General features: G+C 58.2%; 8 protein-coding genes, 1 tRNA gene and 1 pseudogene. 8 read left to right on the top strand and 2 right to left on the bottom strand.

Annotated elements, in window-relative coordinates:
- Positions 1–44 precede the first annotated feature (44 nt).
- Positions 45–698, bottom strand: coding sequence for a protein-L-isoaspartate O-methyltransferase family protein (locus B9A11_RS16735; RefSeq protein ID WP_058248918.1), 654 nt, complete (start codon positions 696–698; stop codon positions 45–47).
- Positions 699–914: 216 nt separating this feature from the next.
- Here B9A11_RS16735 and B9A11_RS16730 point away from each other — a divergent pair.
- Both B9A11_RS16730 and B9A11_RS16725 read left to right on the top strand, forming a co-directional pair.
- Positions 915–988, top strand: a tRNA-Cys gene (locus B9A11_RS16730).
- Positions 989–1,141: 153 nt separating this feature from the next.
- Complete coding sequence (locus tag B9A11_RS16725) at positions 1,142–1,804, top strand: DUF6946 family protein (protein ID WP_058248919.1); 663 nt, start codon at positions 1,142–1,144, stop codon at positions 1,802–1,804.
- A 737-nt stretch (positions 1,805–2,541) separates the two neighbouring features.
- Here the strand turns inward: B9A11_RS16725 and B9A11_RS16720 are convergent.
- Positions 2,542–2,706: pseudogene (locus tag B9A11_RS16720) on the bottom strand (transposase); the annotation flags it as partial.
- Between the two features lie 848 nt (positions 2,707–3,554).
- Between B9A11_RS16720 and B9A11_RS22585 the strand changes: the two are divergent.
- The 6 genes from B9A11_RS22585 to B9A11_RS21180 all read left to right on the top strand — a co-directional run bounded on the left by B9A11_RS22585 (position 3,555) and on the right by B9A11_RS21180 (position 14,866).
- A complete protein-coding gene (locus B9A11_RS22585; protein ID WP_058249000.1) occupies positions 3,555–3,797 on the top strand; it encodes a helix-turn-helix transcriptional regulator in 243 nt (80 codons plus the stop codon).
- Positions 3,798–3,899: 102 nt separating this feature from the next.
- Positions 3,900–4,100: a helix-turn-helix transcriptional regulator gene (locus tag B9A11_RS16710; RefSeq protein ID WP_058248920.1), complete on the top strand. Its 201-nt coding sequence runs from the start codon at positions 3,900–3,902 to the stop codon at positions 4,098–4,100.
- Between the two features lie 248 nt (positions 4,101–4,348).
- Positions 4,349–5,254: a WYL domain-containing protein gene (locus B9A11_RS16705; RefSeq protein WP_058248921.1), complete on the top strand. Its 906-nt coding sequence runs from the start codon at positions 4,349–4,351 to the stop codon at positions 5,252–5,254.
- Between the two features lies 1 nt (position 5,255).
- Positions 5,256–8,105: an SNF2-related protein gene (locus B9A11_RS16700; protein ID WP_058249001.1), complete on the top strand. Its 2,850-nt coding sequence runs from the start codon at positions 5,256–5,258 to the stop codon at positions 8,103–8,105.
- A gap of 29 nt (positions 8,106–8,134) precedes the next feature.
- Positions 8,135–11,608 (top strand): site-specific DNA-methyltransferase, encoded by a 3,474-nt coding sequence (locus B9A11_RS21185; RefSeq protein ID WP_058248922.1) that lies wholly within the window; start codon positions 8,135–8,137, stop codon positions 11,606–11,608.
- Between the two features lie 3 nt (positions 11,609–11,611).
- Positions 11,612–14,866 carry a DEAD/DEAH box helicase family protein gene (locus B9A11_RS21180; protein WP_058248923.1) on the top strand — a complete coding sequence of 1,085 codons (3,255 nt, stop codon included), beginning with the start codon at positions 11,612–11,614 and terminating at the stop codon, positions 14,864–14,866.
- Positions 14,867–14,880: the final 14 nt, after the last annotated feature.

The raw sequence follows: 14,880 nt of genomic DNA, 5'->3' as shown, positions 1-14,880 counted from the left end.
ATTCTGCTCAGCATTTTTTGCCCCCTTCTTATGTTGGCCTTCGCTTACAATGCGAATTCAGCGGCCTTTTTGAACCCGTCCAGAACCGGCGCGGTCCCGTTGAACGCAAAGCGCCAGTTGATCGTCCCGTCCAGCTTATGCCCGACTTTGACGGTGCCCAAAGCCCCGTCCATAAAGATGGCGGCGATCCGCCCACCGTCCTTGAGCTGATCAGTCACGGCGGTCGGAATTTCCTCGACGCCGCCTTCGATGATGATCGCATCATAGGGGCCGTGGCCCGCCGCGCCGTCGGTCAATGCGCCGGCGTGCAGGATGACATTGTCGGCGTGATGCTCGGACAGCAGCGCCTGCGCCTCGGTGGCGCGCGTCTCGTCGTCCTCAACGGCCACGACCGCCTCGGCGATCATGGCGATCACGGCAGAGGAATAGCCCAGCCCTGCCCCAAGATCGAGCACGAGATCCTGATTGGTCAGGTTCAGCGCATCCAGCATCTTGGCAAACACCCGCGGGTCCAGCAGGACGCGGCCATCGCCAAGATCCACGTCTTCGCTGACATAGGCCGCTTCGACCTTGTCACCGGGCACGAACGCCTCACGCGGGACGCTGAGCATGGCGTCGATGATTGGGAATTCAGTCACATCGGACGGACGCACCTGCGTGTCGACCATCATGCGGCGGCGAGTGGCAAAATCGGTCATGCACTAAACTCTTTCGTTCAGTTACTTTGCAACGTTTGTGCCATACTTGCCGAGCGGCGGCAATGTCTTGCACGCCTCAAATTGAGGGAAAGCGATCACCTGTCAAAGGTTGCGAGCAGGGCGTCGAAAAGTGGGAATTATGCAGTTGACGCGCCCCGACGTTGGGCATAATCAGTGCCAACCACACGCCCCGGGCCCCGCCCGGAGCATTCGGAAGGCGAGTTGGCGGAGTGGTGACGCAGCGGATTGCAAATCCGTGTACACCGGTTCGATTCCGGTACTCGCCTCCATATTTTTATTCTGAGCTTTCTGGCAAAATTGGACCTACTACGAGGGGCCAGAAAATGCCCGGTTTACAGGTTGGTTTACAAACTGCCCTGTCGCGCCGCCCTTTGAACATCGGAACTGTTGCCAACTTCGGCTCTTCTGGGCGATGTTTTGGCATGGCCAAGATCTACATCCCGACACGCACTCCTCTCGACTGGCGCGCTTTGCTTGGCGATCCCGACAAGCACTGGCGCGCAGGCTACTCAGCTATGGCCGCCGCTCAATCGTGGGAAGCTGCGGCCGGGTTGCCGCCGGAGATCGCAGCCATGTTCGCGCCTGATGCAGAGCTGTTGCTGGCGATACCCGAGCACAAGGTCCCCCTGCCCGGCCGTGGTGCGGCAAGCCAGTGCGACGTCTTTGCCTTGGTGCGCGAATCTGATCGCCGGATCGCGGTGGCCGTGGAAGCGAAGGTTGCCGAGCCTTTCGACCGGACTATCGGGGATTGGATGCGGAACGCCTCGGATGGCAAGCGAGCGCGCCTGTCTGCCATCTGCGATCTCCTCGGGTGCAGCAACCCTCCGGAAGAGATGTATTACCAACTCTTCCATCGCACAGCAGCAGCCATCATCGAGGCGCGCCGTTTCGGGACAGAGGCCGCCGCGATGATCGTGCAGTCATTCTCGCAGGAGCACCGCTGGTATGACAACTTCGCGGCGTTCTGTGACTTCCTGGGGGCTTCACCAAACCGCAATTCGCCCAGCACGATCACGGCTCCTTGCGGCATGCCGTTGATCCTAGGCTGGGCGACAGGAGATGAAGTGTTCTTGCGGGAGAGATGAATAAAGGCGCGGGACCTATTCCTCGCGTTTCTGTCGCTGCGCGTACAGCTTGTCGAGAACCTCATCCGCAATCTCGGGTACAACGGCGGCATCTTTCTCGATGATGTTGGCGGCATGACGCAGCCCCATCCCATTGTGACGGCGATCTCATTCAGACTGCAACCTGCGCGAAGAAATTCCATCGCCGCCGTGGCTCGCATATCGTAAAACCGCAGTTCATCGCGAATGTGGATTTTTTCTTTGTCTCTTTCGGCAGCCGCATTTGCACGGGCCTTGTGGTCGCGGACAATGACGGAGGCGCGCTCCGGCGTCAGCTAGCACCCCTCAAGCGAAACGATGAGGAACTCTTGGCTTGCAGGTGTTCCGTCGATGAGGCGCGCCAACGCCGGCGTCACAGGAATGCTGATGAATTTGCCCGTTATCGCCCGGCGGAAGTAGAGGCGTCGGCCACGAGGTGTATTCTGCACGTGCTCGCGTTTAAGAATGCCAATGTCCCGGGGCGTGAGACCGCCTTCAGAAGCCGCAGTGTCAACCCGCGCTTCGCGGTCATTCGCGACCGCCTGCAATGCGCGAAGTCCTTCCAGCAGCCAAACAATGTCATACCGTTCCGACCGACCTGCCCCCCTGCGGATCCCTCGTTCACAATGAGAGTCTGCATGTTGGATCTGGGTGTTCGGCTTCCGCGTCTGACGCAAGCGCGCGGGGCGCGGAGCCCCCAAATTGCTCAAGCGTCCGGCGCGCTTGAGCTTAGCGTCCTTGTCCTCGAGCGCCTTCAGCCTGACCGCCTCGGACACTTCCATCCCGCCATACTTGGCCTTCAACTTGTAGAAAGTCGCCGTGCTTTGGCCATGCCTTCGGCAAACCTCGGCTGTCGCCATGCCGGCCTCTTGCTCTTTGATCATCCCGATAATCTGGTACAGGGCTTACGCGGCCCCACCGGGGCCACGGTCCCCTTAACCGGTGGAACGGCTCTTTCGCATTTGTCTGCTCCTTCCGAGTTGGCGCAGAATCTGCATTACGATGGGGGGCATGTCAGATGCAGCAAGTGTCTGCGATTTAACGCGACGACATGGTGATAGGCTGGCCGCCTTTGCTGCCGTTCTAGCAGCTGGACGTCTCGTTCATGGCGCTTCTCCCTTGGGTGATCCGGTCTTCACGCCGGGATTTGCAAACTTTGCCCTCGCCCTGATGGCGCTGGAAATTTCATGTCGCCCGGGGAAGCCAAGGCTCCCTCTCACCCGCCATTAGTAGCATTCTGGGTTCCCTTGATGTCGGGCTTGATGGGGGCCCCGCTCAAGCGAAAAGCCACCCCGCCCCCGTCGATGGGATGCCCCCTACCAGCCAATCCAAAGGCACTGGCTCCGTGGTGATCATGCTTCCGGCGGATGGAGACAGACGGAAAGTTTGCCGCTGAACGTTGTGCATAGGGCACGACATTGAGCGGGAACCAAAGGCGGCGCAACTGTGGAGCTATCTGTGTGTCTGATCCCCAGAATACTCACTAACCTGTTGATCTTATTAGGTTAGTGGCGGAGGAAGTGCGCTTCCAACCGGACCGTCTCCTGTGACCCCTGAGGAAGCTCCGGCAGGCTAACGTGTCCTACGGACTTCTAGGGAACATTTCGCAATTTGACGCCGGTCCACCGGGCAATTCGCTGCTGCGCCCAATGTCCGAGGGACGTAGCCCGCAACGCGAAAAACCCCGCAACGCACTGACTTGAATAGGTTTTCTTTCTACGCATTCGTTGTCGTGCGACCACGGTGGTCGCTCGAAAGGAAACGAAAATGCGAGAAATGTGCCTCAGTCAAATCGCAAATCGAGCTGGCTGCTCGATGGAGAATTAGCCCAAGGACACTTGAGCGGTGGCGGTGGATCGGCGATGGGCCGCGCTTCATGAAGCTCGGCGGGCGCGTGATCTACCGCCTCGAAGATGTCCTTGCGTTCGAAAATCAAGAATTGCGCGACCTGGAGGAGATAAAGGCCGGGCGCTGAATCCCGCGCGGGCATCGTCAGCAAAACCCTGCGCGAAGCATTGTTATGGACGCGCAGGGAGTTTGCATTTCGGCCGTTGAGATCGCACGAAAGGAAACGAAAATGTTTGACACCCGTCTGACCCAAATTGAGCTGGCAGCACGATGGAGGATCAGCCACAGGACCCTCGAATACTGGCGCTCCCTTGGCGAAGGGCCGCGCTTCATCAAGATCGGACGCTTGGTCATCTACCGGATGGAGGATGTCGTGGCATTCGAAAATCGGGAGCTGAGCGAGATCCCAGCGGACAAGGCCGGGGACTGAGCCATGCAGCCTGACGTCCCCCGTGCCGCATGCCGCAGGGAAGCTGAACAGTGAGGACCGCCATCATGCCTGATCGGTGACTGCGCGATCCCTGCTGAAACTAGGTCCCACCCACAACCCCCAGCAATATCAATCGCTTTACGCGCAATTTCGATTGCGCGCGCTCACCCCGTCGGATAGCGTCGGCTAGAACCCAATAATTGGGCGCGCATAGTAATCGTGCGCATCGACCAAGGCGGGAGCGCGTAGTGGAAATCGACAGGTCGGAACTTCGCTGGGGCGTCGAGCAGCGGCTCGAGTTCATCGAGTTTCGCCTGTTCTGGGAGGGTCATGTGAACCGAAGCGATGTCATGGAGCAGTTCGGGCTGTCGGTGAACCAGGCTTCAACCGACCTGAATCGCTACATCAGCTTTGCCCCCGACAACATGACCTACGACAAGAGCGCGCGCACCTATGTGCGCGGCCCGGGCTTCAAGTCTGTGTTCGGAAAGCTGGACGCTGGCCGCTACCTGGCCCAGCTGCGCTCCCTTGAGGATGGGCTCCTCGACCGCGATGACTGCTGGACCACTGACCTGCCGGCCTTTGGCTCGACGCCTACTCCTGTGCGCGGCGTTCATCCTGAAACCTTACGCGCGGTCGTTGGTGCCATTCGCCGGACTGAGGCGATAGAGATCAACTACCAATCCTTGTCCAATCCCGAGCCGCGTTGGCGCTGGATTGCGCCCCACGCCATTGCCTTCGATGGGTTTCGTTGGCATGCGCGAGCCTTTTGCATGACGGGCAATAGTTTCAAGGACTTCCTGCTGTCTCGGATACTTGAGGTGCGCGAGACCGCCGATGCTGCAACCTCTGCCGCCGAAGACGACGACTGGCATTCGGAGGTCACGCTGAAGGTGGGGCCCCACCCGGACCTGTCCGAGACACAGGCCAAGGTGATCGCGCTCGACTACGGCATGCAAGACGGGAAAGCCGAAATCAAGGTTCGCCGTGCACTTCTCTATTACACCCTCAAGCGCCTTGGGCTGGACACGGATCCATTCGCCAGGAAGCCGCAGGATCAGCAGATCGTGCTCCTCAATCGGGAACTCATTACTTGCCATATCCCCTCCGTCGGCAATGCCGTCGGTCCTGCAAGCCAGGTTCCGGAGTGCTGAATTGATCACAGAGTATCACGCCAAGCTATTTGCGCACGAACTGAGCAAGCGGCATTCCGTCGCCGACAATGAAAAAATCGCTGGGGCACTGTTGGACGCGCAGGTGGACCTCAATCCTCATCAAGTTGAAGCCGCGCTGTTTGCGTTCAAGTCACCGCTCTCGAAAGGGGCGATTCTGGCTGACGAAGTGGGTCTTGGAAAAACAATCGAGGCTGGATTGGTTCTCGCTCAGAAATGGGCCGAAGGGAAACGTCGCATTCTGATCATTACGCCAGCCAACTTGCGGAAGCAGTGGTCGCAAGAGGTCGAGGAAAAGTTCTTCCTTCCGACGCTTATCCTCGAGGCGAAGAACTACAACAAGATGTCGAAGGATGGGGTGCGTAGCCCATTCGATCAGAAGCGCCTTGTGATCTCCTCTTTTCAATTTGCGGCACGGCACGCCGAGGCTTTGATGGTCATTCCTTGGGATTTGGTGGTGATCGACGAGGCGCATCGCCTTAGGAACGTGTACCGACCAGACAATCGGATCGGACGCACTCTGAAGGGCGCACTCATGAACGCGCCCAAGATCCTGTTGACCGCCACGCCCCTGCAGAACTCGCTGATGGAGTTGTACGGACTCGTCAGCCTAATCGATGACTTCACCTTCGGTGACGCCAAGAGCTTTAGGGCCAAGTACGCGCGGCTGACCGGTGATGATCAGTTCGACGAACTGAAGCTGCGACTGCAAGCTGTCTGCCATCGAACGCTCCGTCGCCAGGTGCTCGAATATATACGGTACACAAATCGCATTCCGATCACGCAGGAGTTCGTGCCAACCGAGGCAGAGCAGGCTCTTTACGACATGGTATCGGATTACCTCCGAAGGCCTTCTCTGCACGCGTTGCCGTCATCGCAGCGAACCCTAATGACGTTGATCATGCGGAAGCTGCTCGCATCCTCGACTTTCGCCATCGCAGGCGCTCTCGACTCCCTTGCGCGGAAGCTTGAGCGGCAACTCAAGCAAGACACTGACCTGCGGAGCAAGCTCGAGGAGGAACTAGCGGAAGACTACGAGGAGTTCGATGAACTCGCAGACGAGTGGCCAGAAAGCAATGACCAGCCCGAATTGCTGTCCCCGGAAGATGTGAACGCGATCAAGAAGGAAATCTCCGACCTACGCGAATTCCGCGACCTCGCTGTTTCGATTTCTGAAAACGCGAAGGGGCAAGCACTTCTCAGCGCGTTGAGTGCTGGTTTCGCCAAGACCCAACAACTTGGTGCCGCGCAGAAGGCTATCATCTTCACAGAGTCACGCCGCACCCAAGAGTATCTTGTCCGCCTTCTGTCAGACAACGGCTACGGCGATGAGCTCGTTCTTTTCAACGGGTCTAACACCGACGAGCAATCCAAACAGATCTATGATGCCTGGCTCGAAAAGCACAAAGGTAGCGATCGCATTACTGGCTCACGGACAGCCGACATACGTGCGGCATTGGTCGAGTACTTCCGCGAGAATGCCTCGATCATGATTGCAACAGAGGCCGCCGCAGAAGGCATCAACCTTCAATTCTGTTCCATCGTGGTGAACTACGATCTGCCTTGGAACCCCCAGCGAATCGAGCAACGCATTGGTCGTTGCCACCGCTACGGCCAGCTCTATGACGTTGTGGTTGTCAATTTCCTGAACAAAAACAATGCCGCAGACCAACGCGTTTACGAGCTTCTGGCCGAAAAGTTTCAGCTATTCTCCGGGGTGTTCGGCGCTTCCGACGAGGTTTTGGGGTCAATCGAGTCCGGTGTCGAATTCGAAAAGCGGATCGTCACCATCTACCAGACGTGCAGAACAACAGAAGAGATCGAGACCGAGTTCTCTCGGCTTCGGGGCGAAATGGACGAGAACATCAGCGTTGCGATGGAGGACACTCGGCGGAAGCTGCTGGAGAACTTCGACGCCGAGGTGCATGACCGCCTGAAGATCAATCTCGACAAGAGCAAGGAGTATGTCGGGCGATACGAGAGGATGCTCTGGGCGGTGACGCGGCATGAGCTCCGCGACCGAGCTCAGTTCGATGACGAACACCTCACCTTCACCCTGAAGGAGCCGCCGGGTGGGCTTGCTGTGCCCGCTGGAGGCTACGGGATCGCCAAGAACGGTCTGAGCGAACACAGATACCGTTTGGGTCACCCGCTGGCGCAGCATGTCATTGAGCGGGCCAAGGGCCGAATCCTCGAAGCAGCCTCTTTGGCATTCGATTACTCAGCATGGCCAGCCAAGGCCGTCAGCATCGAACCGCTTGTGGGGCGCGGCGGAATCCTCGCTGCACGCTGCCTCAGCTTTTCAGGCTTCGATGCGCAGGACCACATCCTGTTCGCGGCGATGACCGATGAGGGCGAGCTGATCGAAGAAGATGTCGTTCGGCGCCTTTTCGACATGCCCTGCCGCATCACAGGCGGGGTCGCGACCATCGAGAAATCCCGATTGGAGGGCCCGCTCGCTGTACGCGAACAAGCTGTGACCGACGCTCTGAAGCGCCAGAACGCGGAGTGGTTCTCGGCCGAGAGCCAGAAGCTCGAAAGGTGGGCCGAGGACAAGGTCTTCGCCGCCGAAAAGGAATTGAAGGACGCGAAGGCGCGGATCCTCGAACTCAAGCGCGAGGCGCGAACGGCCGAGTCCCCCGAGGATCAGCACCGGATCCAGATGCAGATTCAGGACCTGGAGAAATCCAAGCGTCGGCTTCGCCAACGCATCTTCGAGGTGGAGGACGAGATCATCGACGAGCGTGATCAGATGATCTCGGACCTGGAAACCCGCCTCCAACAGGATATCAGCAAACAGGAGCTCTTCGCCGTCCGCTGGGCGGTCGTGTGAGCCAACAGAATGCAGGAGAAACCCGTCACATGCCGAACGTCGAGAAACAACGAGAACGCCTGATCAGCCTGCTGAAGGAGCTGTTCCAGCTCGACCAGCCCGACCTGGACTTCGGCTTCTATCGCATCATGCATGCGAAGGCCGGCCGGGTGACCAAGTTTCTCGAGGAAGATCTGCTGAGCATCATCCGCGATGCATTCGGCGAGGCGGATGGCGCCCGTGTCGAGCAGGCCAAGGCCGCGCATGAGGCTGCCCGCCAGCAGGCCATCGAATACGGCGCGCCCGATCCGGACGTGACCGAGCCGGTGAAGAAGGCCAAGGCGGCCTGGGACGCGGCGAAGGAGAGCGGCAGCAACGAGGGCGACGTCTACGACCACCTCTACCGCTTCTTCGAGCGCTACTACGACAACGGCGACTTCATGAGCCGCCGCTACTTCGCGCGCGAGACGGACGGCAAGGCGGCCCCCTACGCCGTTCCCTATGACGGGCGCGAGGTCTATCTGCACTGGGCCAACCGCGATCAATACTACATCAAGACGTCCGAGTACCTGACCAACTTCACCTTCGATCCGACGCAGGCGAAGGAGTTCAAGGACAAGCACGGCGCGCTGTTTGAGCAGAAGCCGCTCAAGGTCCACTGCCGGATCGTCTCGGCGTCCGAGGGAGAGCACAACAACGTCAAGGCGTCCGAACAGACTGAACGCTACTTCATCATCCACGAGCCGGAGCCGGTGAAGATCGAGATGGGCGACACCGGCGAGCCGGAGCTGGTCATCCAGTTCCAGTACCGCCCGGATCCCGAAAAGACCGGCCAGGACGGCACCTGGCGCAAGAAGCGCCTCGCCGAGGCGGCCGACAAGGTGAAGGCACTGCTGCCCAAGCTGGAGGGCGCGAACGATTATGTGACCGCGCTGACGACCCCGGCGCCGACCGAGGCCGAGAAGGACCGGACGCTGCTGGAGAAGTACCTGGCCCAGTACACGGGCCGGAACACGATGGACTACTTCATCCACAAGGATCTGGGCGGGTTCCTGCGGCGCGAGCTGGACTTCTACATCAAGAACGAGGTGATGCGGCTGGACGACATCGAGTCCGCCGATGCGCCGCGGGTGGAAGCCTACCTGGCCAAGGTCAAGGTGCTGCGCCGCATCGCACAGCATCTGATCGACTTCCTCGCCCAGCTCGAGGACTTCCAGAAGCGGTTGTGGCTGAAGAAGAAATTCGTCGTCGACACCCAGTACTGCATCACGCTCGACCGCATCCCGGAGGAATTCTATCCAGAGATTGCGGCCAACGAGGCCCAGCGGAAAGAGTGGGTCAAGCTTTTTGCGATCGACCAAATGCAGGGATACTCAGAGCCACTATCCGTCGATTTCTTGAGGGAAAATCAAAAGCTTCTCTTGGACACCTGTTTCCTCACGGCCGAAACCAAAGAAGACATATTGGCGCGACTTCAAGACATAGACGCTGAGCAATCGGGCCAACTCGTTCATTCGGACAACTTTCAGGCCCTGAGGCTGTTTGAGGAAAAGCTAAGGGATAGCGTGAAGTGCATTTATATTGACCCGCCCTACAACACTGATAGCAGTTCAATTCCCTACAAGAACAGCTACAAGCACTCTTCATGGGCGACTTTGATGCATGATCGGCTTCGAGCGATGAAGCCGATGCTGCCAAAAAATGGCGCGATCTTCGTGAGTATCGACAAATCCGAACGCACGGTACTTGAACATGCGATGGATGCCGTATTTGGGGCGGAGAACCGTGTCGAAGAGCTGATCTGGTCAATGAACACAAATAATAGCCAGGTCCCAAATTACTCGACGAACCACGAGTATGTATTGGTTTATGCCAAAGATAAGCCGACTGCCGAGAAAGACCGCAGCATGTTCCGTGAGCCAAAGCCTGGCTACTTGGAAGTCATGGAGCTTGTTGCAGCCCTAAACCCGGATTATCCGCCGATCTCGGAAATTGAAGAGGCAATCAAGAAGTTATACAACGATCACAAAATCGCTTACCGCGAAGAAATAGAAGCGCAAGGTCTTGAGTGGGAAGACTTTCAGAAGGACGACCCGTGGAAGGGACTGTTTAACTATAAGAATGCAGAATACCGCGATGCTGATGGGAAGATCGTTGACGAGTCCGTTGCCAGAGAGCTTCAAGCGCAGATCTGGGTCTTCAGGGAGTCTGACCTCGCACTACCTGCGACCAAACAAGCCGCAAGTACACGTGATCCCAAGAGCCCTAACTATCGATTCTATACTGCCAATCATCCAATAACAGGAAAGCCGGTCACAATGCCCAAGAGTGGTTGGAAGTTTCCGTATGACCGAGCGGAGGATGACACAAATCGAACAACACTTAAGACGTTGGACGAGGACGGGCGTATTGCATGGGGCGACACCGAAGCCAAGGTTCCCCAAATCAAGAGAATGCTTCATGAAGTCGAAACAAACGTCGGAAAAAGTATTTTTGTAGATTATTCAGACGGCGAAAAGCAAACCTCTGCGATGTTCGGTCAGTCTGGTATTTTCCTTGCGCCGAAGCATGCTGATTTTGTCTCTCGTTTCATAACGCACGCGGCAGAAAAAGACTCGACGATCCTTGATTGTTTCGGCGGCTCGGCAAGCACTGGGCATGCCGTGCTATCGCTGAACAGAGCTGATCACGGCTCCCGCAAGTTCTGTCTAGTTGAGATGGGCGAATACTTTGATACAGTGACGCGACCGAGAATGCAGAAGGCAATCTACGCGTCACAGTGGCGGGACGGGAAACCGCTTTCGAACGACGGCTTGTCCGCTCTGTTCAAATATGTTCGGCTCGAAAGCTACGAAGATGCCTTGAACAACCTTACGCTCCTCCCCGGAGCCGGCTTCAAAGGGGCCAAAGGCGACTTCGAGCGCGATTACATGCTCCGCTACTGGCTCGACTTCGAGACCAAGGGCAGCCCGTCGCTTTTGAACATCGAGTGGTTCGACGATCCGACCGCCTACAAGCTGAAGATCAAGAAGCCCGGCACGGACGAGTATGTCGAGAAAGCCGTGGACCTGGTCGAGACGTTCAACTGGCTGACCGGCCTGCATGTCGAGCATCTGGACCGATGGCGCGGCTATGACGCCGCGTTCAAGCGCGAGGTCGATCCCGAGCTACCGGGCGACACGAACACCCGGCTGATGCTCGACGGCGCGCTGAAAGAGACGGACGACGGCACCTGGCGCTTCCGCAAGGTCGAGGGCTACACCCTGCGCACCCCCGGTGATCACAACGACCGGGAGAAGGCGCTGGTGGTCTGGCGGAAGCTGACCGGCGATCTCGAGCAGGACAATCTGATGCTGGACGAGTGGTTCCGGAAGTACCGCCTCTCCGCGCAGGACACCGAGTTCGACGTGATCTACGTGAATGGCTCCAACAACCTGCCCAACCTCCGCAAGGACGAGGAGACCTGGAAGGTGCGCCTCATCGAGGAAGCCTTCCACCAGGCGATGTGGGACGTGGAGGGCTGAGCGATGGCAAGAAAGCCCAAATCCAAGATCAAGCCGCTCCCCTTTGGCCACAAGCTGGTGCTCAACCAGTGGATCGTCAGCCTGTTCGGCTTCGATCCGCTGAAGGACCACAAGGACGGCAAGCGCACCCTGCGGCCGGTGCAGCCGCTGGCCAAGACGGTGAAGGATGCGCCCGAGGGCATGACGTCCGAGAACCTGCACCACTTCTACAAGGCGCTGGACGTCCACCTGCAGGAAGGCGCCGAGATCACGCGGGCCGATCTGCTGCGCTACGAGCACAACATCGTCAGCCACACGCTGGCGATCAACGAGAAGCGTGACCGGCCGATCGTGTGGAAGTACTACCAGTGGCTCTCGCTGCTGTTCGCCGAGATCTATCTCGACCGGTTCTTCGCTGATCGCGCCGCGCTGCTCGATGCGCTGAACGCCTATGTCGATGCGTTCGACAAGTACTGGACCGATGAGGGCTACGAGACGGGGATCACGCCCTACGAGCTCGATGACCTGAATAAGCTCTGCCTGCAGAACGCCACCGGTTCGGGGAAGACGCTGCTGATGCACGTCAACTTCCTGCAATTCAGGCATTACGCCTCGAAGTCGCCACTCAAGCACGACCTGACGCGGACGGTACTGATCACGCCGAACGAGCAGCTTTCCCTGCAGCACGCGCGCGAGATGAAGGGCAGCAATATCGTCGCGTCGCGCCTGCTGACGGACAGCGGCGATCTGCTGTCCTCGGGCAAGAACGGGCTGCGTCAGGTGGACTTCACCGAGGTGACAAAGCTCGGAGACACCGACGGGCCCAACGTCATCGCGACACGCAATCTCGGCGACCAGAATCTGCTGCTCGTCGACGAGGCCCATCGTGGCATGGGAAGCCAGGAAGAACGCGGCTGGTTCCGAAGCCGCGCCCGCCTGTCGGAGAAGGGTTTTGTTTTCGAGTATTCGGCGACGCTGAAGGAGGCTGTCACTGCCGCGAAGCGTCCCGATATCGAAGCGTCCTACGCGAAGACGATCCTGTTCGACTATTCGTACCGGTACTTTTACGAGGACGGCTATGGCAAGGACTACCGCATCTTCAACCTTCCGCGGACCTTCTCCCAGCTCGAATTCTCGTACCTGACTGCCTGCCTTCTGAGTTTTTACCAGCAGCTGAAGCTCTACGAGGACAAGCAGGGCATTTATGCGCCCTACAACATCGAGAAACCGCTCTGGGTTTTCGTCGGCTCCAGCGTGACCAAGGCCACCGGATCCAAGGCCGAGAAGGCTACAGTTTCTGACGTGGGCAAGATTCTTGCCTTCATAGCGAAGTTCCTGAAGAGCGAGGGTACGTCGGCCGCCGAGATCGAGCGGATCCTCAGCGGTAACGCTCAGGAGACCGGTCTCCTCGATGAGAACGGCGGCGACATATTCGCCGGCGGTTTCGTCTACCTACAGCAGCTCATGCTTCGCGAGGGCTGGAAGCCCGGCGACCTGTTCCGCGACATCCTTGAAAAGCTCTTTCAGAACCGGGCCGGTGGTGAGCTGTCGATTGCCCGGATCAAGGGCGACGAGAACGAGATCATGTTGCGCGTCGGCCAGGCTGAGAAGCCCTTCGGGCTCATAAACGTCGGCGACGCATCCGGCTTGGCGACCCACATCGCTGAGCAGGAGTTCGACAACGTCGCGGTCCTGGAATCTGAGTTTGCCGAGACGATGTTCGGGCAGATCAACCTGTCCAGCTCCCCGGTCAATCTGCTCATCGGCTCCAAACGCTTTGTCGAGGGCTGGGATTGCTGGCGCGTCAGCACCCTTGGTCTCATGCATGTCGGCAAGAGCGAAGGCGCGCAGATCATTCAGCTTTTCGGGCGCGGCGTCCGGCTAAAAGGGTATGACTGGTCGCTCCAGCGTAGCGGCTTCGCCACCCCCACCCATCAACCGGAACTCATACAGTATGTCGAGACCCTGAATGTCTTCGGGATCGAGGCTGACTTCATGGAGCGATTCCGGAAGTTCCTCGAAGAGGAAGAGCTGCCCCGCAACGATCAGAAGCAGGTCTTCACAGTTCCGCTGACGGTCACATACGACTTCGGGCAACGCCTCAAGGTGCTGCGCCCCCGAAAGAAGCGCGGTGACGGTCGCGAGTACGATTTTAAGAGGGATGGCGCTGTGCCGGCCCTGACGTTGGTCCCGGCAAAGATACACCAAAAGGGCGTCACGATAGATTGGTATCCCCGCATCCAGTCTCTCGAGTCCAAGAAGGGCAGCAGGCTGGGCACCAAGGAGGAGACCGTTTTCGAAGATGGCCACTTGGACTTCTTGGACTACGACGATCTTTTCTTCCGTCTTGAGAAATTCAAGCGTGAGCGCACTTGGCACAATCTCAACATTTCCAAGTCCATGATCAGGGCACTGCTCACTGACCGGACCTGGTACAAGGTCGTCGTGCCTTCGGGGAAGATGGAGTTCTCGGATTTTGGGAACGTCGCGCTCTGGCAGGAGATGGCGGCGGAGCTGCTGCAGAAATTCTCGGAAGAATACTATAACTACTGCAAGGCAGCCTTTATTGAGCCACGTCTTGAACTCCGTGAGATCGAAGCCGGTGACGGAAGCCTGCCTGAAGCGGAGGAATACCAGCTAATCGTCGATGCCAGCGAAACCGCGCTCATCAACGACATCCAGAACCTCACCGGCGAGATATCGGCTCGAAAAGCCGGGGTGTTGCGTGCTGGCGACTTGAAAGGCTGCCTGTTTGGCACGCATCTCTACGAGCCCGTGCTTCATGCGGCCAAGGGAAGCAAAATCCAGATCGCGCCGGTTTCATTGAATGAGAGCGAGTTCCAGTTCTTGGATGATCTGCGCCTTTTCATCGAAAAGGATCAAGCACGGCTGGCGGCGGAGGGAATTGAACTCTTCTTGCTTCGCAACGAGAGCCGCGGGCGCGGGGTGGGCTTCTTTGAGGCAGGAAATTTTTATCCCGACTTCCTTCTATGGCTCGTGAAGGACGGCAGACAGCACTTGGCTTTCGTCGAGCCTCATGGCCTCCAGCATGAAGGCCCTGGCCACAAGAAGATTGAGTTCCATCAGGTCATCAAGGGCATCCAGGCAAGGCTCGCCAGCGAGAACGTCATATTGAACAGCTTTATCGTCACACCAACACGGTTCGGCAAGCTGAACTGGGGCAAAACGATCCATGAATTGGAGGACATGCATGTTCTGTTCATGGAGGATCGAAAAGACACCTATGTCGCCTCGATAATAAATCGCATGGCGGCATAGACAGGATTTTGCGG

The sequence above is a fragment of the Tropicibacter naphthalenivorans genome (genome assembly GCF_900176475.1).
GTDB lineage: Bacteria > Pseudomonadota > Alphaproteobacteria > Rhodobacterales > Rhodobacteraceae > Tropicibacter > Tropicibacter naphthalenivorans.
This window is presented reverse-complemented; position numbering and strand designations above follow the sequence as displayed.